The 20,986-nt window shown below is 40.5% G+C and carries 17 protein-coding genes and 1 pseudogene; 11 read left to right on the forward strand and 7 right to left on the reverse strand.

Annotated elements, in window-relative coordinates:
• Positions 1 to 184 precede the first annotated feature (184 nt).
• A complete protein-coding gene (gene selD / locus ASU03_RS02605) occupies positions 185 to 1,219 on the forward strand; it encodes a selenide, water dikinase SelD (RefSeq protein WP_157465796.1) in 1,035 nt (344 codons plus the stop codon).
• Positions 1,219 to 2,340: a tRNA 2-selenouridine(34) synthase MnmH gene (gene mnmH, locus ASU03_RS02610; RefSeq protein ID WP_057830340.1), complete on the forward strand. Its 1,122-nt coding sequence runs from the start codon at positions 1,219 to 1,221 to the stop codon at positions 2,338 to 2,340. The genes selD and mnmH overlap by 1 nt, the downstream gene beginning before the upstream one ends.
• 35 nt (positions 2,341 to 2,375) lie before the next feature.
• Here mnmH and ASU03_RS02615 read toward each other — a convergent pair whose 3' ends face one another.
• From ASU03_RS02615 to ASU03_RS02635, 5 genes and pseudogenes are all read right to left on the reverse strand, one after another.
• Positions 2,376 to 3,446 (reverse strand): cysteine synthase A, encoded by a 1,071-nt coding sequence (locus ASU03_RS02615; protein ID WP_057830341.1) that lies wholly within the window; start codon positions 3,444 to 3,446, stop codon positions 2,376 to 2,378.
• A gap of 55 nt (positions 3,447 to 3,501) precedes the next feature.
• Positions 3,502 to 4,785, reverse strand: coding sequence for an ATP-binding protein (locus ASU03_RS02620; RefSeq protein WP_057830342.1), 1,284 nt, complete (start codon positions 4,783 to 4,785; stop codon positions 3,502 to 3,504).
• 52 nt (positions 4,786 to 4,837) lie between these two features.
• A pseudogene (locus ASU03_RS02625) lies at positions 4,838 to 5,529 on the reverse strand (response regulator).
• Positions 5,529 to 5,933 carry a DUF3019 domain-containing protein gene (locus ASU03_RS02630; RefSeq protein WP_057830343.1) on the reverse strand — a complete coding sequence of 135 codons (405 nt, stop codon included), beginning with the start codon at positions 5,931 to 5,933 and terminating at the stop codon, positions 5,529 to 5,531. Before ASU03_RS02630 ends, ASU03_RS02625 begins: the two are co-directional and overlap by 1 nt.
• Positions 5,923 to 6,816 carry a MipA/OmpV family protein gene (locus ASU03_RS02635; protein WP_057830344.1) on the reverse strand — a complete coding sequence of 298 codons (894 nt, stop codon included), beginning with the start codon at positions 6,814 to 6,816 and terminating at the stop codon, positions 5,923 to 5,925. The genes ASU03_RS02630 and ASU03_RS02635 overlap by 11 nt, the downstream gene beginning before the upstream one ends.
• Positions 6,817 to 6,981: 165 nt before the next feature.
• Here ASU03_RS02635 and ASU03_RS02640 point away from each other — a divergent pair, with 165 nt between their 5' ends.
• Positions 6,982 to 9,135 carry a beta-propeller domain-containing protein gene (locus ASU03_RS02640; protein WP_057830345.1) on the forward strand — a complete coding sequence of 718 codons (2,154 nt, stop codon included), beginning with the start codon at positions 6,982 to 6,984 and terminating at the stop codon, positions 9,133 to 9,135.
• Positions 9,136 to 9,378: 243 nt separating this feature from the next.
• On the opposite strand, the gene ASU03_RS02645 is transcribed toward ASU03_RS02640, so the two are convergent.
• A complete protein-coding gene (locus tag ASU03_RS02645) occupies positions 9,379 to 10,023 on the reverse strand; it encodes a cupin domain-containing protein (RefSeq protein WP_057830346.1) in 645 nt (214 codons plus the stop codon).
• Positions 10,024 to 10,131: 108 nt separating this feature from the next.
• Between ASU03_RS02645 and ASU03_RS21730 the strand changes: the two genes are divergently transcribed.
• Positions 10,132 to 10,260: a hypothetical protein gene (locus tag ASU03_RS21730; RefSeq protein ID WP_269432988.1), complete on the forward strand. Its 129-nt coding sequence runs from the start codon at positions 10,132 to 10,134 to the stop codon at positions 10,258 to 10,260.
• Positions 10,261 to 10,686: 426 nt separating this feature from the next.
• Positions 10,687 to 11,298 (forward strand): 3'-5' exonuclease, encoded by a 612-nt coding sequence (locus ASU03_RS02655; protein WP_057830348.1) that lies wholly within the window; start codon positions 10,687 to 10,689, stop codon positions 11,296 to 11,298.
• 257 nt (positions 11,299 to 11,555) lie between these two features.
• Here the strand turns inward: ASU03_RS02655 and ASU03_RS02660 are convergent, their stop codons facing one another.
• The gene (locus tag ASU03_RS02660; RefSeq protein WP_057830349.1) at positions 11,556 to 12,467 is read right to left on the reverse strand and encodes a LysR family transcriptional regulator; all 912 of its coding nucleotides are present in this window, start codon (positions 12,465 to 12,467) and stop codon (positions 11,556 to 11,558) included.
• Between the two features lie 216 nt (positions 12,468 to 12,683).
• Between ASU03_RS02660 and ASU03_RS02665 the strand changes: the two genes are divergently transcribed.
• The 6 genes from ASU03_RS02665 (at position 12,684) to ASU03_RS02685 (ending at position 20,873) form a co-directional block, all read left to right on the forward strand.
• On the forward strand, positions 12,684 to 13,370 hold the full coding sequence (locus tag ASU03_RS02665; RefSeq protein WP_057830350.1) for a type 1 glutamine amidotransferase domain-containing protein: 687 nt from the start codon (positions 12,684 to 12,686) through the stop codon (positions 13,368 to 13,370).
• Positions 13,371 to 13,396: 26 nt separating this feature from the next.
• Positions 13,397 to 14,605: an iron-containing alcohol dehydrogenase gene (locus ASU03_RS02670; protein ID WP_057830351.1), complete on the forward strand. Its 1,209-nt coding sequence runs from the start codon at positions 13,397 to 13,399 to the stop codon at positions 14,603 to 14,605.
• Positions 14,606 to 14,620: 15 nt separating this feature from the next.
• Positions 14,621 to 15,664, forward strand: coding sequence for an NADP-dependent oxidoreductase (locus ASU03_RS02675; RefSeq protein WP_057830352.1), 1,044 nt, complete (start codon positions 14,621 to 14,623; stop codon positions 15,662 to 15,664).
• A gap of 108 nt (positions 15,665 to 15,772) precedes the next feature.
• Positions 15,773 to 16,870: a site-2 protease family protein gene (locus tag ASU03_RS02680; protein ID WP_057830353.1), complete on the forward strand. Its 1,098-nt coding sequence runs from the start codon at positions 15,773 to 15,775 to the stop codon at positions 16,868 to 16,870.
• A gap of 167 nt (positions 16,871 to 17,037) precedes the next feature.
• Positions 17,038 to 17,187 carry a winged helix-turn-helix domain-containing protein gene (locus ASU03_RS21360; RefSeq protein WP_231731498.1) on the forward strand — a complete coding sequence of 50 codons (150 nt, stop codon included), beginning with the start codon at positions 17,038 to 17,040 and terminating at the stop codon, positions 17,185 to 17,187.
• Positions 17,188 to 17,816: 629 nt separating this feature from the next.
• Entirely contained in the window at positions 17,817 to 20,873 is a 3,057-nt protein-coding gene (locus ASU03_RS02685) for an immunoglobulin-like domain-containing protein (protein ID WP_057830354.1), read from the forward strand.
• Positions 20,874 to 20,986 lie beyond the last annotated feature (113 nt).

Genomic DNA, 20,986 nt, shown 5'->3' on the forward strand with positions numbered 1-20,986 from the left:
GTCACAGCACTACTTGGCTATGCTTGATAACGAGCCTACATAGGCCACCCATAATAACTTGAGCAATTTTAATTGCCACTTAAGTCCCGCACTTTGACTAGTAACGGAGATAAATAGTAATCCACAGGTGTAACCACGGAGTTATTGCTGTAAATTAGTCTCCTGCTTCTTCATTATACCAACTATCATGACAAAAATTCGTTTGACCCAATACTCACACGGCGCAGGCTGTGGCTGTAAAATTTCACCATCGGTACTTGATGTGATGCTAAAGTCATCACTGGTTTTACCCGAGAATAATGCACTTTTAGTGGGTAATAGCACCAAAGATGATGCGGCTGTTTTTGATATTGGTAATGATCAAGCAGTGATCTCAACCACTGATTTTTTTATGCCCATTGTTGATGATCCTACTGACTTTGGTAAAATTGCCGCCTGTAATGCCATTAGCGATATTTATGCTATGGGTGGAAAGCCGCTAATGGCGATAGCTATTTTGGGCTGGCCGGTAAAACTTTTAGCACCAGAAATAGCCCAACAAGTGCTTGATGGAGCAAGAATGATCTGTGCTGAGGCTGGGATCCCGTTAGCGGGCGGGCATTCCATTGATACGCCAGAGCCTATTTTTGGCTTAGCGGTTACTGGTCTGATCAATAATGCGCACATTAAGCGCAACAATACCGCAGGGGTTGGCGATCTTTTGTATTTAACTAAGCCGTTAGGTATTGGCATTATGACCACGGCTGAAAAACAAGGGAAATTGTTACCTGAGCACAGACAACTAGCACCGCAAGTGATGAAAACCTTAAATACTATTGGGCAAAAGTTTGCAGTACTGGATGTCGTTACCGCTATGACTGATGTCACTGGTTTTGCACTTTTAGGACACCTATTGGAAATGTGTCAAGGCAGTGATGTTGCTGCTGTTATTGATTTTGAGCAAGTACCCTGTATGGATTTCGTCAATGATTACATTGATCAAGGCTGCATACCTGGTGGCTGTGAGCGAAATTTTGACAGTTATGGCGAGCACGTTGGGCCGTTAAGCGCCAAGCAAAGAACAATTTTGTGCGATCCTCAAACCAGTGGCGGTTTACTTGTGGCAGTACAACCTCACGGCAAGGAAGAATTTGAAGCTGTGTGTCGAGATAATGGCCTTAACCTACAACCTATTGGCGAGCTAGTGGCGGCAACTTCACCCACCGTGAGCTTGTTGTAATGACCATCAATATTTCAACCATAGCGCGAGCCAACAGCGCAGACTTTCGCGCTATTATCCGTAATAAAATTCCTTTAATGGATGTACGGTCGCCGATTGAATTTGAAAAGGGCGCTTTTAATCAGTCGATTAATTACCCTCTGATGACTGATGATGAACGAGCGGAAGTGGGTCTTTGTTATAAGAATAATGGCCAAGCGGCTGCTATTACTTTAGGCCATAGCTTAGTTTCAGGACAGACTAAAGCGAGTCGGCTGGCACAATGGCAAGACTTTGCTCGGGATAATCCACAGGGCTATTTATATTGTTTTCGCGGCGGTTTACGTTCACAAACGGTACAGCGCTGGTTAAAGGAGTCAGGTGTTAACTATCCACTGCTTATTGGTGGTTATAAAGCCCTGCGTCAGTTTTTACTGGACGAACTGGATAAAATAGCATTACAGCCATTGATGATTTTAGCTGGCAATACCGGCTGTGGCAAAACGCCTTTCCTAAGCCATTGTGTTAACAGTTTAGATTTAGAAGGGGCGGCGGGTCATCGAGGTTCGAGTTTTGGCGGCTTCGTTACCGGACAATCAAATCAAATAAATTTTGAAAATAAGCTAGTTGAACAATACATCACGGGTAACTATAACTCAGGGCAAACCTTGCTCTTAGAAGATGAGGGCAGGGCAATTGGCAGCATTCATTTACCGGATAGCTTAAGAGAAGCCATGGTATTAGCGCCAATAGTGGTGCTTGAAGAAAGCTTAGATTATCGACTTGAGCATATTTATCAAGAATACATCATAAAAATGACAGCCCAATACCAAGCTAAATATGGTGTTGAACAAGGCTTTGTCGCCTTTAGTCAGTATTTAGAGCAAGGCCTGTTTAAAGTACGAAAGCGCCTTGGTACCGAGCGTTACGGCCAATTAAAGGCAATACAGAGTACAGCCTTAATGCAACAGAAAAATGGTCAACTTCACTATCATTTTGATTGGTTAAAACCTTTGCTCAGCGAATATTATGATCCCATGTATCAATACCAATTAGGACTCAAGGCCGAAAGAATAATTTTTCGTGGCAATAATGCCCAATGTTTATCTTTTTTGCAAAATGAGCTCGTTTTGGCTCGTTAGTGCTATTTATTTTACTTCGCTTAGCCTCACTGTAATCAGCGCACTGTAATCACCGCGCTAGCTGGCTCAGCTTGATAACGTTTAAACATGTGGGCGAGGGTTTCATGATCGGTACTAAGCTGCTTTTCTTTTAAAAAATCGGCATTATAAAGTTTACTATAAGATCGCTCTGCTAAGTCACAGCAAAAGGTGACGATAGTTTTGCCAGGGCCCATTTTTGCCGCAGCATATAAGGCTCCAGCAACATTTAACGCTGAGCTACTACCGAGTAATATACCGTCACGTTGGCTGATCTCTCGGGAAATGGTCACCAAGTCTTGATCCGGTAACCGTATGGCCTTAGTTATCTTGGCCTGACGGAAATTTTCGACAGTACGCATAATGCCAATGCCTTCGGTAAAGGAACTACCGCTGGCTTGATACTGGCCGGTTTTTAAATAGTGGTAGATGCCTGAGCCGTGGGGATCAACCAGCCATGTTTGTAATTGCGGGTTCTGCTCTGATAAATATTGAGAGTTACCTGCTATGGTGCCGCCAGTACCAACGACAGAAACCAATGCGTCAATATGGCCTTGAGTTTGTTGCCAAATTTCTGGTCCAGTATTGAGGTAATGGGCTTTACAATTACTGATGTTTTCAAACTGATCAGCCCACCAATAATCCCCATGCTGTTCACCAAGGCGTTTGGCGGTATGATAAAAATGTTTTGGATCGGCAAAGGGGCAGGCATCAACGAGTAATAATTGCGCATTATATAGCGCGATCATTTGTTCTTTTTCTTTAGCTTGTCCTCTAGGCATTACCGCTAACATGTTAAAACCATAGGCATTGGCAACGAGCGCTAAGCCAATACCGGTATTGCCGGCAGTGCCCTCGACTATGGTCATACCGTTTTTCAATTGACCACTTTCTATGGCGTCTTTTATTAACTGCAAGGCAGCTCGGTCTTTAATAGAGCCTCCTGGGTTTTGCTGCTCACACTTTAATAAAATCTCACAACCAGTTAACTCGCTCAGGCTATTGATACGTAATAAATCGGTATTGCCGATCAATTCAGTGATGTTATTGGCAATGTTATTGGTAGTGCTAGGGGAAAATATTGTCATGGCATCTTCAAAGTCGCGAGGTGTTTATAAAAGCGTAGACCCAGCTAAGGTTAAATCAAGCTGCACTTAGTGGCATAATTAAACTGAATTTTGCGCCGCCCAAGGTGGATTTTTCAATGGTGCAGTTGCCTTGGTGCCAGATCATTATTCTTTTCACTATGGCGAGACCTAGACCAAAGCCACCTTGTTCTTTGTTCCTACTTTTATCTAAACGGGTAAATGCTTGGAAGATACTTTCTTGATCCTTGTCATCAATACCGCAACCATCATCGCTCACCGAAATAATGAGTCGATCATTTTGTATACTCGCTTTAATTTCAACTAGGTTATCGGCATAACGAATGGCATTGGTAATTAAATTTTGGCTAGCTCGCTCGATTAGGTGTCCGTTACATAGACAAGAAATATCGTCTTGCAGTACAAGTGTTAGCGTTTTATTTGTGCTGCGTGTTAGCTTCTCTACTTGATTTACTAACAGCTCACTAATGTTTACCACGGTTTTGCTATGGGCTTGTTCAAGGGTTTCAATACGCGAATAATTGAGCATTTCATCGACCAGTGTTTCCATTTCCTGTAAATCGTTGGAAATACCTGCTATTTGCTCTGGCTTGGCATTGTCTAACATAGCGACAGAAAACCTGAGTCGAGACATGGGGGTTCTTAATTCATGAGATACGGCATTCACTAACTGGGTTTGCTCCGACAGTAAATGAGTAATTCTCTGAGCCATGCTTTGAAAGGTTTGCACCACTATTGCGGTCGGTGAACTTTTATTTACTTGGCAGTTTATGGCGAGATTACCCGCAGAAATATCATTGGCCATTTGTTTTAACTTGACTAAATCTAAGTAAATAGGGCGTGTCCATAAGGCGATAAAAGCCGCTAGTAGCAAATAAGATATGGTTAAGATGATATATTTTAACTGGCTGTTTTCATGATTGTTGTCTGCATGGTAAGTGATTTCGAGCGGGCCAAGCTGATATAGGCTGGTGCTATTATTTTCTTGCAGATAAATGAGCGGGCGTTGCTGATGATCATAAATAACCACGGCTTCACCTCTTAGTAGGCGTGCTTTTTGTTTACTTAACCAGGCAATATCATCTAGCGGAATTATTGCCAGCGCAATGCTAGATTGTTGTGCAAAAAGCTGCGCTTTTTTAGCATCGTTTTCTATCAGGGCTGGCAACGCCTTAGCAAAACGTATCGCCTGTTGAATTTCAGCACTATTTTCACTTTCGTCCGTTAGCGTTAAATGTTGCCATAACAATTCAGAGCCCCAGTTAATGGTGAGCAAGCCTATGGTTATTGCCAAATATAAACTAATAAATAGTTTTATCATGGTGTGTTTTTATCCAGGTATGGTCGATAAAAAACTAATTTTTTGATTAAAGTTATTGCCATGCTGAAGAGCACAATAAATAGCCCTTGCCCCAAATAGTAATGATTTTATAGGGCTTCTCGGTATCATCGGCTAATTTTTTCCGTAAACGAGATACTCTTACATCAACACTGCGGTCAAAACCATCGTAATCGCGGCCTATCATTTCTTGATGGATAAAGTCACGACTCTGTGGTTCATCTGGGTTATTGGCCAGTAACCAAAGTAATTCAAACTCATGACTCGTTAGCTCAATATGCTCTTTATTTAAATGCACTTGACGAGACTTTTTATCAATATTGAGTTGGCCAATTTGAATATTGTCTTGCGCTGTTACCTTTTGTTTTTGCGTACGCCTTAAGACCATATTGATTCTAGCGAGCAACACATGAGGCACCACAGGTTTGATGATATAGTCGTCTGCACCTTCTCTAAGCCTATTACGTGGTCTAAATCACTGTCTTTGGCGGTAAGAAAGAGTATCGGTTTGCTAAACTGCTTTCTTACTCTTCGGCAAATACTAAAGCCATCGAGTTTGGGCAGCATAATATCAAGAATAACGACATCGGGTTGTTTGGCAAGAATAAACCCTGGTGCTTGTTCACCGCTATGTAATACGGTTACTTTAAAATTATTGGCTTGCAGGAATTGCTGAATAAGGCTGGCAAGACGTACATCATCTTCAACTAATAAAATATGTAACATTAAAATAGACTCCAACCGGCGCGTAAACGGCGTCGATATTTCTTGGCAAGGCTACTATTTATGGTGATCAACTGCGTGGCAATGATATGGTGATTATCATCTTTTAAGGTATATTCCATATTTTCCTCAATGTTGATTTTAATCACAGCTGTTACTTTCTTTTGCTTAAGCCAACAGGCCACTTTTGTTATGCCCTGATAAAGACAGCTGTTAATGATTTTTGGTGATTGCCAGCTAACCGTTGCAGTCATGCTACAGGCATCTCCGGGTCTTTTAACAATACAAACTAAAGGTTTTATTGAAAATGTAATGACATTTTTTTCTTCGGCTTTATCATGTTCAGCAAGGGCTGAGAAAGAAAAAAAGCTAACAATTAATAAAATTGGCCAGGTGTTACAACGCATATTCTACCCCAACAAAAAAGGTATCAATAACATTATCATGCACCAGAGGGCTGTCGGTCAGTGAACTGTCTAACCACTCTCTTTGTAGCATTAATTTAACCGACCAATTTTTATTAAAGGCATATTGGTTAATAAACTTTATATAAGGGCTTAAACTTGCCTTACCCTGATAATATAATTCTTCGGCAACCTTATCTTGTTTATCAATGCCATAATAATAATCTACTTGTTCTTTGCTTTGCCAATTAGCCCCTACGGTCAGGGTCAAAAGATTGTTGGGTTTGGCACTAAAAGTAAACGGCTGCTCTAACGCTAGCTGACCATTTAAGCCGTTATAGACGTTATTGATATTGTGCAGTAACTTCACCTGAAGATGACTGTGCTGGAAGAAAAACCAATTAACTTGTAAGCCAGCATCCAATGCCCACTTTCTGTCTTGCACCTGGCCTAGTTCAACTTCAATAATATCAGCATCACTGCCTCCAGCACCCTCTATGGCGTCCATTGCTTCATCGAACAGGGGTTCGCTTACTATGCTGTTAGAGAGGGTATTGACAAAAATATTATTGGGGTGCCAACGCTGAAAAAATGAATTTTCACGATTTATCTGGCTAACAGCGCTAAAGGACAAAGCGCTATTTTCGTGAAATGTAAATCCTAAGGTATTGTTATCTATGAATACTTTTTCACCATAATAACTAAAATTGGGTACAATAACTAAGGGTATATTGTCGCCATCATTTAGCGGATTGGTGATGACACCAGCACCCAAAGCAATGGAAAACTGCCACTCACCTACGGGCACACAGTCGCTATCTGCAGGTGGGCATTGTGCATATACTGATGGGCTAATGATAAATAGCAGTAAAATTAGATACTTCAAGTTTATCGCTTCTGGTGAATAGCTATGGTTTTGCCTATAAGTTAACACTGATGTAAGGGTTGGTCACTCTCGATTACATAAGGTTACATTTGATTGCACCTGGCAACGGAATTATTACTGACACTCGGTAAAGTGGATTTAAACCTAACATAAGGAGAATGAATAATGTTTAATAAAAAGCTTAAGCTTTTATCGGTGTTTACTCGGTCCGAGTTCGCACTTTGTTCGGGACTTATCCTGTGTGCACTTACCTCAATGTTAACGGGCTGTATAAGTGATAACAGTAAAGCTCTGCCCGAGCTTAATGACTTACAGATGAGCTTAACGCCTTTGGTAAGGGGGACAGCCAATACCGCCACCACTTTTGAGCAGCATATTAAAAATGGTCTCTACTTACGCAGTGTGCACAATAATAATGATGTTGATGGCATGTTAGAGAGTGCCGTTGTGGCTGATCAGGTAAGCGCCGGTGATGCAGGGTTTTCTCAAATCTTTTCTCAAACGAATGTTCAGCAACAGGGCGTTGCTGAAGGGGATAGAGTTAAATATGACGGCGAACATATGTTTATCGCTAATAATCAATATGATTTTCAAATGCTTGAAAACTCAACATCGAAGGTTCAAAGCTCTGTCAGAGTGATGCAGCGAGCTAGTAATGGCGATGTAAGTGAGGCGGCCAATATTTCCCTAAATTTACCTTCAGCTAATATTAATAGTTTATACCTAAACAATAATACCTTGGTGGTTGTTTCAGATGTTTACCAAGAGCAAGCCGCCAATATGAATGGTAGCTATATTGCCGCTGATACTATTATGCCCAGTAAAACTAAATTTAATGTTTCCTTGGTCAATGTCAGTGAGCCAAAAAATAGCACCATGATAGGTTCGCTAACGTTTGATGGCCTTGTTGTTGATAGCCGCAGAGTAGGTGATACCTTATATGTGATCAGCCGCTATTCTCCTGTGGTGGATGATTTGTATTATGCTGAAAGTGAAGACGAAAAGTGGGCTAATTACCGTCGTATTATGGATACTAATATCAGTGAGTTATTGCCTAAATACCGTGATCAAGACGGCATTGAGCGAGCATTAGTAACCGCTGAAAACTGTTACTTACCTGAGAATGCCACCGATAAAGATGGCTTTGATGCTATGGTAACGTTAACGGCAATCAATATTAATAATCCGCAACAGTTGAGCTCTGTCTGTGTTAATAGCGACGTTCAAGGGATTTATGCCACAGCTTCTTCTGTGTATTTGTATAGCACTAACTATGTAAGCCAGTTTCTCTTTGACAGCCAAGCAGAGCAAACTAGCGAAGAAAAATCTGTTATTCATAAATTTACCCTTGATGGCCGTGCAATCGATTATGTCGCATCGGGCACCTTGTCGGGTCGCTTTGATTGGCATATGTCCAATTTAAGGTTTAGTGAACATAATGGCGATTTGCGGGTAATAACCACCGAAGGTAATCGCTTTTCTGGTTATCAGCATAAGTTGAATATTCTTAGACAAAATCATAAGACGTTAACCCTTATTGCTCAACTACCTAATGCAAGTAACCCTAAGCCCATAGGTAAGGTAAACAATGACGGCATAGTATTCGAAGATATTAAATCGGTGCGATTTTTTGGTGACCTAGCCTATGTGGTTACGTTTTTAACAACAGATCCACTGTATGTGCTTGATCTATCAGACTCGATGAACCCCCTTATTCGCGGTGAGCTAGAAGTACCCGGTTATTCTTCCTATCTACATCCGGTATCACCCACCTTATTATTAGGCATAGGGCAAAACGTTGGTTTAGGTATATTCGACATAAATAACGGTCAAGCACTGCCAGCAGAAGACTTTCCACTAGTTCAAGGTGCAAAAGTCACTTTATTTGATGTCAGTGATTTATCAGCACCGAAAGAAATACGCTCTTTAGTGTTTGAAGGTGCTTATACTCCTGTTGAATATAATTATCATGCTTTTACTTCTTTAGCGACTGAAGATGGCTCATATCGTATAGCGATACCTTTTGAGCGTTGGTTAACCACCAGTTATGTGCAGGAAGGGGGGGGGATAGTGTATGAATGGAATCAAGAAAACTTCCTTGGCCTATTCGAACTCAGTAATATAACTCAAGGTGATAGTAGTGCCGAACTGAATTATCTTGGCAGAGTTGATGCTATTGAAATAGAAGAGCCTTTTAATCATGCCTCTGCTTGGGATGACCGAGCGATATTGCATGATGACGATGTTTATTATATTCATGGCATGCAAGTTTGGAAATCCTTATGGCATAACCCAGAACAAGTGGTAGGGCCGTTTTAGCTTAACAACTCGGCTCAACCTTGGTGAAGTAAGTAAACGAATTCTCTTAAGGCGAGTTGAGGTGACTTACCAAGCTCTCAATAAGAGAGCTTTTTTATGCCTAAAATAACGGCAACACTTTACTTGGTTACATAAAGTCCTAGTCTGCTGATTTTCATTATTGATTATGGATTGTCGCTACCTTATATGGATCGATAGCATTTCCCGAAAGTAATACTCGCTCATCATCAATGGGGTTTTAATTTACAAGTGACCCACTTTAACCAATATAATTGTCTCTTGTTCTACATAAGGAAAATGTTCGCTCATATGCGGACTACGAAGCCAAGAGCCTGCGGGATAGCGACCATACTCATCAATGAACTCGCCACTAATGACAAATATTTCTTCGCCGCCAAAGTGCTTGTGTGGTTGGAATCGCTCACCTTTGGGCCACTTAACTAGCGCAGTGGATTCGCCTTGGTAGTTGTGCAATGGCATAACCATTAATTTGCCCATGCCCGGTGACCAGTCTGTTTTAGTGGTATCAATGATTAAATGTTCATTATCACCTGATTGAAATTGGTGCAGCTTTACTAATAATATACAGCCGTCTTTACTAAAGGGCGCGTGTCGAAAGCCCTCTGGGTTTCTAAAGTAACTTCCAGCATGATAATCACCGGTGTGATCAGAAAAGCTGCCCGATAAAACAAAGATTTCCTCACCTAGCGGATGATCATGTTCATTAAAGCTAGCGCCGGGATCAAACTTAACTAAGCTGGTGGCATGGCCTCTTTCTGCGTCCTCTCTGGCTAAGGGTTTACGCCAAACACCTGAATGCGGACTCGCTAGCCAAGGTTGTTCTTGGGTATTAATGAATACCTTTTCAGTGAAGTTCATATTAAGCATGGTTTATCCTCTAATACCCATTAATTAAATAATCTACTTGGTATAATATCCTCTATTCAATACTATACCCGTGACCATTCAAAGTGCAGGATTTTAGCGGGAATTAACATGACTTTAGGCAAGCAAGATGATTTAAGCATAGTCATTCTATGGTTTGATTATTTAACGCCGTATAAAGTCATGGTAAACCCATCGAAGAAGCGCTTGAGCAACATCACTTCATCGTTGCGTATGTAATTAAGGACGCTGCATGGATGCAGCTTAATAGAGAATGCAGACGGTACAGGAAGTACCTTATTAGATAATGCAGGAGCAATTATCCTGAGCATATTCTCCTGAACAACCATGAATAAAATACGCGCCTTGATCATGAGTCGCTCAGGTGTACACAAACGAGCATATTGAAGTCGCTTGGGTATATACCAAGTACGCACAATAGGGTTTGGCAAGCACTTTTAGCTACATTTTCATGGAGAGTAAGGCAATTAAATTTTAAATAAAATCAGAAAATAGATATAGATGACAGTAATCTTTAAGCTCATTGATGATATTGCCAATATAAAAAATACCGCCATATTATTGCGCTAAGAAGAAATAAGCTTCAAAATGAAGCTCGTCAGTTTAAAAATCTCTAACAATCATGCTAAGTAGTAATTAATTCATATGAACGCAAATTCGCTAATCATTCTCGATTTTGAAACAACTGGCCTTTCCCCTGATAATGGTGATAGAGCCATTGAAATAGGTGCGGTTAAACTTGAAAACGGTGCGGTCACCGAGCGTTTTCAAGAGCTGATGAATCCAGGACGACCAGTGAGTTATTTTATCGAAGACTATACCGGCATCACCAATGAAATGTTGAATGACGCTGCGCCGTGTCATGAGGTAATGGCACGCTTTGCTGATTTTATTCAAGGGCAAAACCTTGTCGCCCATAATGCTTCCTTTGATAAACGCTTTTTAGACAGTGAGCTAAAGCGTATATCGTCAAACTATGATGGTCAGTTCGGCTGTTCGTTACTGGTCTCGCGCCGATTATACCAGGGGGCACCTAACCATAAGTTAGGTACCTTGATTAACTACAAAGGCATAGCCTCAAAGGGCAGTTTTCATCGGGCATTATACGACGCTGAAATGACGGCCAAACTGTGGTTAGCCATGCTTGATGACATTCAACAGCAAACGAATGTTGATGAGGTACCGTTTTCTTTAGTGCAAAAATTGGCAAAAACCAATAAAACGAATGTCGGTAAGTTTTTAGCTAATTATAAATAACCGCCTGTGTTGTATTTAGTCTTGCTGAGTAAACAAACGAGACGCGTACACGCTCTTTGACATCAGGACAATATGCTCCTGCATTGTCTAATAAGTGACATCCATGTAACGTCTGTCACCGCGATATACCGTTCGTCCTGAACATAATCCCATCTATGGGGCTCTACACAAGCATCAGGACAATGTGCATCCTGAATTGTCTAATAAGGTATATCCATATACCGTCTTGCTTGTGAAGATTGCTTTTGTTACTTTAGCTAAGGTGTTCTTGTAGTTATTTGGCTGGTAAAATACTCTTTTAAAAAATTAAGTAATAACCTCAGCTTTTTAGAGTTGGCTGTGCCCGGGGGGAAAACCCCATAAACATTGATATCGCTAAGGCTGTAATCATCAAGCACAGTTTCTAAGGTGCCAGCCTTCACTTTTGGCCAAGCATCATAAATTGGAATGCGCGCTAAACCATGTCCCGCTTCAACAAACGCGGTACGTGCCGCGGCATTATTAGTACTAATACTACCTTTTGTCTCTACGCTGAACGAACGACTGCCTTTCGTTAGAGTTATTACCCCAGAGGTTAATTTGTAAATCACCCATTGATGATTAGTTAAATCTGCTGGGTTTTTCGGGCGTCCATATTGAAGCAAGTACTCAGGTGCAGCACAAAGACACGTTTTTAGGGTGGCAAGTTTACTTGCTTGTAAACCTGAGTCAGGCAAAGGCGCACCGCGAATGGCCAGATCGATGCCTTCTTTCATGATATTAACCACTTCATCAGTCAACATGACATCTAGCTCAATTTTTGGATAAATCTTCTTAAATTCATTGAGTGCTGGCACCACAGTCTGCAAGCCAATATTTACCGGGCAGGTAATTTTAAGTAAGCCGATAGGCTCATTTTTGAAATTTTCAATTTGCTGATTGGCGGCACTGGCTTGCTCGGCAATAATGCGACAGCGTTCATAGTAGGCTTGGCCGGCTTCAGTAAGCTTGATTGAACGGGTTGAACGATTAAGTAGTTTTACTTCCAACTGTGCTTCAAGCTTTTTTAAATGATAACTAACTACGGCTCGAGATAGCCCTAAATGTTTAGCGGCGGCGCTTAAGCTGCCTTGTTCAATGACTTGAGCAAAAACAACCATACTCTTCAGTCGTTCAAATGAAACATTCATAACACTACCTAGCACTCATAAAATAACGGAAAATACCATTAATTGGCTATTGTATCAATTATTAATACAATGTTGTCAGTTTTATCTGCATTGTTCATCGATGACAGTAGTTCTATACTAGCGGCATATGAATGAAGAAATATTCCTTATGGTTAGCTAAATAGCTAACTTAAATAGCTAACTTATATAATTAAATAGATGGATGGATGAATGAAGATGACTAAAAAAATATTGATGGTACTTACTTCACACGATGAGCTTGGTAACACCGGCAAAAAAACTGGTTTTTGGGTAGAAGAGTTTGCCGCCCCTTATTACGCTTTTATCGATGCCGGTGTTGAAGTAACACTTGCGACACCAAAAGGCGGGCAAGCACCTATTGACCCAACAAGTACCTTAGCAGATTTCCAAACATCAGCCACTGAACGTTATGATGGCGATGAGGTAGCACAAGCTAAAATTGCTAACACAGTGCAGTTATCTTCCCTTAGTGAAAGTGATTTTGATGGCGTGTTTTATCCGGGTGGTCATGGTCCATTATGGGATCTTACCGATAATAAAGACTCAATCGCCTTGATTGAAAGCTTTCTTAACGCAGGTAAAGCCGTTGCAGCAGTTTGTCATGCCAGTGCCGCCTTATTAAATGTAAAACAAGCGTCGGGTGAATTTGCCATTAAAGGCAAAGCAGTAACCGGTTTTACCAACAGCGAAGAAGAAGCCGTGCAATTAACCGAAGTTGTGCCTTTTTTACTTGAGGATGAACTGATTAAGCGTGGCGGCGAATACCAAAAAGCGCAAGATTGGCATGCCTTTGTTGTACAAGATGGTCTTATTATTACCGGTCAAAACCCAGCGAGTTCGGCCTTAGCGGCTGAAAAATTACTTAGCCAGATTTCAGCTTAGTTAATCTGTTTGAAATAGGAATATAGATGTTAAATTTTAATTTTCAAAACCAAACGCATATTCATTTTGGCGAAGGGACAATTTCAGTCATTGCAACAGAAATCCCTCTAAACGCTAGAGTATTAGTGGTTTATGGCGGCGGCTCTATTAAAGCCAATGGTGTTTATCAACAAGTGATTGATGCTCTTGCTAAACATACTTGGTTTGAATTTTCGGGTATAGAGCCCAATCCAACTTATGATACCTTGATGAAAGCGCAAGAAATCATTAAAGCAGAAAATATTGATTACTTACTGGCCGTTGGTGGTGGCTCTGTCATTGATGGCGCTAAATTCATTGCCGCTGCGGCCTTATATGAAGGTAATAGTGAAGGTAATACTGAAGGTAATAGCGAAGGGGATAGTGAGGTTAACGACCCTTGGGATATTCTGGCTAAACAGCAAGCGGTAACAAAAGCATTACCTATTGGTGCGGTATTAACCTTACCGGCAACAGGCTCTGAAAGTAATGGTAACTCTGTGGTAACACGAGATGGTAATAAATTACCTTTCTCTAGCCCTTTGGTTTGTCCGTTATTCGCCGTGTTAGACCCAAGTGTGACCTTGTCATTATCGGATCGTCAAATCAGCAATGGTGTCGTGGATGCCTTTGTGCATACCATTGAACAGTATCTAACCTACGGTGTGAATGGCAAGGTACAAGACAGATTCAGTGAAGGTTTATTGCTAACCTTGATTGAAGAAGGGCCAAAAGCTCTAGTACCAGCCACGAAAGAAAATTTAGAGGTTCGTGCCAATATCATGTGGTCGGCAACCATGGCGTTAAATGGTCTTATTGGTGCGGGTGTACCACAAGATTGGTCAACACATATGATAGGTCATGAATTAACCGGTGCTTTTGGTATTGACCATGCACGTACTTTATCGATTATATTACCTGCGGTAATGAAAGTGCGCCGTGAGCAAAAGCGTGAAAAATTACTACAATATGCATCACGCGTTTGGCAGATAAATGAAGGTGATGATGATGATGCACGTATCGACCAAGCTATTCTTTTAACCGAACAGTTTTTCCAACAGATGCAAGTACCAATACGTTTATCTGAGGTAGATCTTGGCAGCAAGGATATTGATCTGTTGATTAATAGACTAGAGCAACACGGTATGACTGCATTGGGTGAACATGATGATATCACTTTAGCAATAAGCCGTGAAATCTTAACAAAAGCATTGTAAGCACAAGGAAATAACATGACTCAAACAACTAAGATAAATCGCCAAATGGTTTTGGCTTCACGTCCCTTTGGTGCGCCAACAGCGGACAACTTTAATCTTGTACAAAGCGAAAAACCGACGCCTAAAGCAGGTGAGGTATTACTTCGCACTGTCTTCCTGTCACTCGACCCTTATATGCGCGGGCGCATGAATGATGCTAAATCGTATGCCGACCCAGTGGCCTTAAATGAGGTCATGGTTGGTGGCAGCGTCTGTCGAGTAGAGCAGTCAAATCATGAAGACTATAAGATAGGTGACTGGGTGGTTGCTTTTGGTGGTTGGCAAGATTATAGCGTTATCAATGGCAGTGAATTACTTAAACTTGATAACAACATGGCTAAGCCATCTCATGCCTTAGGTGTCTTAGGTATGCCTGGATTAACGGCTTACATGGGTTTACTTGATATTGGTCAACCAAAAGCAGGGGATACGGTGGTTGTTGCTGCGGCAACAGGTGCTGTTGGAAGCCTAGTGGGCCAAATAGCCAAATTAAAAGGCTGTAAAGTGGTGGGTATTGCCGGTGGCGAGACCAAGTGTAAATACGCGGTTGAAACACTAGGCTTTGATCATTGTGTAGATCATAAAAGTGAAAATTTAGCCGAGCAATTAGCGGAAGTTTGTTCATCAGGCATAGATGTTTATTTTGAAAATGTTGGTGGTAAAGTTTTTGACGCCGTTATGCCATTACTTAATAGCTGTGCCCGTATTCCTTTATGTGGCCTTATTTCTCAATATAACGCGACTGAATTACCCAGTGGGCCGGACAGATTGTCGTTATTAATGGGCACCTTATTGGTTAAGCGCATCAAAATGCAGGGCTTTATCGTCTTTGATGATTATGGTCATCGTTATAACGAATTTAGTGAGCAAATGGTGAAGTGGTTAATGGCTGGCGAAATCAAGTACAAAGAGCACATGATTGATGGGCTTGAGAACTCGGTAAGTGCTTTTATTGGTTTATTAAAAGGCGAAAACTTCGGTAAGTTAGTGGTACGTGTTGGGCCAGATGACCTAACGTAACTACGATCAACAGGATTTAATTAATAATTATCTTCGATAAACCTTGCCGCATCGCTAAATATAGTGATAATCGGGCAAGGTTTTTTTTTGTTGAGTTAGGTTAATTAAGTGCAGTTATTAGAAATAGAGTGTTTGGGTAAAACACTAAGATTAGAAGGTTCAATGGCCGGGTGGCAACAGCTTTTTTGGGACGGAAAATGTGTCTCACAAATTAATGCCAATGCCGACAATGAGTCATTTACCCATCAATTTTCCTTAAAAACCGATGGTGGTGAAGAAAGTGAGCAGGGCGAGTTACATGTCGAATTGAAGGGGTCACTGCAGTGGCAGCCCTTTGGCTTGCAGTTTAAGCTATTAGTCAATGATGAGTTGTTGCACGAAAATAGTCTTAATGAAAAAGATATCGAGCAAAGACAAATAGGCGAACACAAAAAGCAGCCGATGAAATTCAGCTTCATTGGTATGGCAGGCCTTGGCTTAAAGTTATTGAAAAGCGCCAAGGTTATAAAAGTTTTGTTTGCTGCTGGTAGTTTAGCGGCTTATAGCTGGTTATTTTCTATTGAGTTTGCCATTGCGCTGATCCTTTGTTTAGTTTTCCATGAGTATGGTCATATTAAGGCGATGAAATACTTTGGCTTGAAAACCAAAGGTATTTACCTTATTCCCTTTGTTGGTGGCTTAGCCCTTAGCGACGATAAAATTAATACCCGCTGGCAAGACATTGTTATCTCCATTATGGGCCCTTTCTTTGGCTTGATATTATCCATAGTCTGTTTAATTGGCTATTGGCTTACCGATATAGAAATACTGGCCGGACTCGCGGTATTTAATGCGCTACTCAATTTATTTAACTTGTTACCGGTATTACCGTTAGATGGCGGCCACATCATTAAAAGTATCGCTTTCTCCATAAATTCTAAAATTGGTTTAGTGGCTTGTGTGTTAGGGGCCGTGCTTGGTGTCTACATTAGTTATCATTTTGGTTTAGCGTTGTTAGGGTTTTTACTCGCTATTGGCAGTATTGAAATAGTCTTTGAATATAAACGCCGACATTTAAGTGAGTTACTACCGCTGAATCGTTATGCGCAAATTGTCTCAGCCTTGTGGTATATCCTCACCCTTGGTGGCTTAAGTGCCATTATTTGGTTTGTTGGCCAAACGGGTAATGGCGCCTTGTCATTACCCCTTAAAATATTAGCTAGTTAGGCCTAAATTTATAGTAGTAATCGTTTGAAAATAAACAAACAGCACTAACAGCATAAATCGAAGAAGATGATGATTTATTTCGTTTTGATCAATGCTGTTTTGATATTCTCAAGCGAAAGTTACTGAAAAATTATATCCCAGTAAAACTGACCAAAGAAGAATACGATATTTTAGTCGCTTTTGTTGCTAAGCCTAGTCGTGTGTTAAGTCGTGAACGATTACTTAACCTAATCGAACATAGAGTTGATGCATCAAATGATAGAACCATAGACTTACTGATGCGCAGATTGTGTAATAAAATTGAAGATAACCCCTAAAGATCCACAAATATTTACCACTATTTATGTCGTAGGTTATTTAATGAAGCGATCAAGTTGTTAACTTTTTTGTGACATACCTTAGTCATACCTCGTCATTGCTCATTTATCCAATGTGCCAAAATTCACTTGGCAATGCTTGGTGGGCACGCTATCCATCTATCATCATTTTAAAGTGACGGAAATATCTTTCATGAAGGAAGCCATTTTATTTCTTCATTTCTTTGGTTTGATTTAAAAATCATTAGTCACGATGGTAATACTATTTAAAGATATAACTGCTTTATACCCTGCTATACCAACCAAAAACCCCAAAAACACTTAGCGTGAATTTAACTCCTATAGCCTGTCAGTTTATCTTGTTGTTTTTTACAGGTTTTGCTAATGGTAATTATTATTTCTCTACAGATTTAGGCCTAGTAGACAGGGGTAAATAGTAAATAACTAGGGTATTACACATCACGAGCAACTGAACTTAACGGGGAAAATAGTTAGTTTAATTACACTTTAAGTCGATCTTAATACAAATGAGATCGATTATCATTTACAGATGTGGCACTTTGTTTTACAATCTTCGAAAAATTACTGTTGATTATTAAAAATATAGACATTTACCGGGGAAATATTTTATGAAAACAAATAAAAATTCGTTATCAATATTTAAAATGAAATCACTTTCATTGAGCATTGCCGTTATTCTTGCCAGTAGTTTAAGTGCTTGTGGCAGTAGTGATAGTGAACCAAAAGTTATTGATGAACCAGCAATTATTCAACCTGAACTTGCCAGTGGTTTATTGTGTATAGACAGCAATAATAACGGTAAATGTGATGAGGGTGAAGTTCGTCAAGAGGGCTTTTCAGCTACTGTTATCCCAGAAAATATGAAATCTAGTGACTATGCAAGATTATTAGAAATAACCGATGGCAGCTTATATGTAGCTAGTCCCGGTGCAGATGAAATAAATGTTTACAGTACAATTATTGCTAATGAAATACTCTTTAATCCAACGATTTCAGCGGATAAATCGCAAGCCGCAACTTATTTAAATGAACAGTTGTCATTGGCTACCGATGGAACAGTAACTACCGAACAAGAAGAAAAAATTAAAGCTTCAATAAAAACAGCCTTAACGACACATGCTGATGCCCACCCGTTAAAAGTAATCGCTGCTGTGGTCAGTAAATTTATCGAAACAAAAGAATTTACTATCACAGTTAACGTTGATGAAGTTAATGCTCAGCATATTGCCAAGCGCGATATCAGCCTCAAAGGTGAAAAATTAACGTGGGAACAAAGTGACCATGATGAAACACCTGATTTTATTATGCCATTAGCTGGTCGTAATATGACGGCGATGACCATGCATTACCATAACGGCCTGATGGTGATTGATACCAGCGGTGAGACACCGGTTATTAAATCAAATGGTTTATTTGCTAATGTTGAAGGTGAGCGTTATACCATTGATGCAACAACAGGCGCAAGTGAACACCGTTTACGAGGTGCTACTTCATCACCAGATGGACAATATGTTTACATTAACATCCGTCCTAGCAATGGTGAAGACTCGGTAGGGTCGAGTGATAACTATGGTTTGTTTCGAGTAGCAATAAAGGATGATGGTACTTTTGCTGCACATGATGATCCAAGTACAAAACGCTTTGTAAATGCTTACATTGGTCATTTTGAAATGGTTGGTGATAAAGTTCATGTTGAAGATTTAGATGAAGAAGTCACTTATATTCTTAACCTAGATTTAACCGATACGGGTGAAGTTGTTACTGCCAAAGATCTTGTTACTACCTCACTTGCAACGTTAATCAATGTTAAAGAGCAATTCACCTCTCCTGATGGCTTGTATTTATATGCCGCGACAGCAGGTGAAAATGGCTCGACAGATCAATTACATAAAATCAATACGACAACGGGCGTTATTGATGGCATTGCTAGTTTAGATGAAATTTTTGGCACGCTGAAATTCTTTGATAATGGTAAGCAAGCATTAGCTTACGATGATGACTATGCTGCTATTATTGATTTAGAAAATATGGTGCTAAGCCAAACCTTACCTCTAGCCAGTAGTGTTCGCTCTGGTGAGATCACCCCAGATAATAATTACGCAATATTCTCTTCAGAAAGTGACGCTGTTTGGGTCTTTGACTTGAATGCAATTGATGTAAATATAATCGCAAGTTTTAATGTTGGCGAGCGTATACGCGCCATAGCTGCCGACGATAAAGGTAATGTCTTTATTGCTGGTCGTGGCTTTAACCATGTTAATAAACTTATTAAAGGTAATGTACTTACCCCTGCACAAATTTTAGCGGCTGATAAAGCCGCGGTTGTTGAAAGTGACATTAATAATGGTTCATCGTTGTCCGTTGTTGTTTCGGACCTTTCATTAGCGACAACTATCCCCGCAGGCTCTGGCTCTACTATTACTTGGTCGTCTAATGTAATTAATGTTAATACATTGAAACCTACCAATGATGAAGAACCTAACCTAGGCGCTCTGACTCGCCCAACTAATGGACAAGGAGATCAGTCAGGTATTTTAATTGCTAATTTGAACTTCAGCTTTCGTGATATTAGTCTTGATGATTTAAAGAACTTTGATTTTAGTGTCCGTCAAATGCCTGAAATTTTACCTAGCGCAACTTCCATTCAAACAGCTAATAACTCAGCGCAATACCCAGCAGCCAATGTTGATGGCAGCATTATGTTAGCGCCAGTAAGGTTTGAAAATGCTAATGAAGAAGATGTTTATGGTTTTATTGGCATAAATCTGGTGGACGGCTTACCTGTTATTGTTTCAGGTACTGCTGAAACGCCAAAAACCTATCTTGATACCGAGTCTCTTGTGGGGGTTGGTATACATGGTAGTTATGGTATTGGTGTGAGTTCGGCTGTTGAGGTTGGTAATGATGCCGGGCAAGCGAGAATATTTACCGTGGCAATGGATGTTACCGGTGTATTAAGCAACGCTGTGACTACATCAATTGATATCACTACGGGCGTTCCACAAAAAGTAGGCTTTAACGCTGAGCAATCAATAGCATCAGTAATGATTAAAAAAGAGGATGACTCTTACATCACTGAATTTTACGCTATTGGTGATACCGGTGAAATATCGTTAACTCACACCATTAACTTAGAGCCTGCGGAATACGCAACTTACGGACCGCCAGCGATTAATAATGATGGTAGCCGTGTTTACCAACGAGACGGAGATAACGTTATTATGACAGCCGCGGATGGTGCAACTACCTCAGCTGCGGTAGATGAAATAGCGCGTGTTTGGTCACATGATAACCGTGTGTTTGTACTAACGTATGAGGGCAATATTGTTAGCTTTAATGAAACATTAGATGAATCATCAAGAAAAATGTTCTACTCCGGCACTGGCGGTCGTATGTACAGCGCAGCAGGTAGAACTTTTAACGGTAAAGATTATCTTTATATTGCAGTACAAAGAGCCGATTCAGCTTTAAATGGTATTTATCAACTAGAGATTATGGATGATGGCAGCTTAAAAGAAATCGCTTTCTCGAATACCCCAGAAGGTGATGGTGCTGATCGCATGACAGTATCTGGTGATGGCGGCACTGTGTATTTTAGTTACCGTGTCAGGAGTGGGGATAATAAAGGTAGGCATTTTGGTGTCATAGAAATGCCAAAGCAATAACTATTATTCAAATAACGACTTAAGTCCATTTTTTCGGGCTTATTAAATTACTTTTATACCTTTACCATTCAAAATGCACTCTGAAATCTGCATCTTGAATGGTAACGGGTATG

Origin of the sequence: Colwellia sp. TT2012 (assembly GCF_001440345.1) — a bacterium.
In the GTDB taxonomy this organism is placed as follows: domain Bacteria; phylum Pseudomonadota; class Gammaproteobacteria; order Enterobacterales; family Alteromonadaceae; genus Colwellia.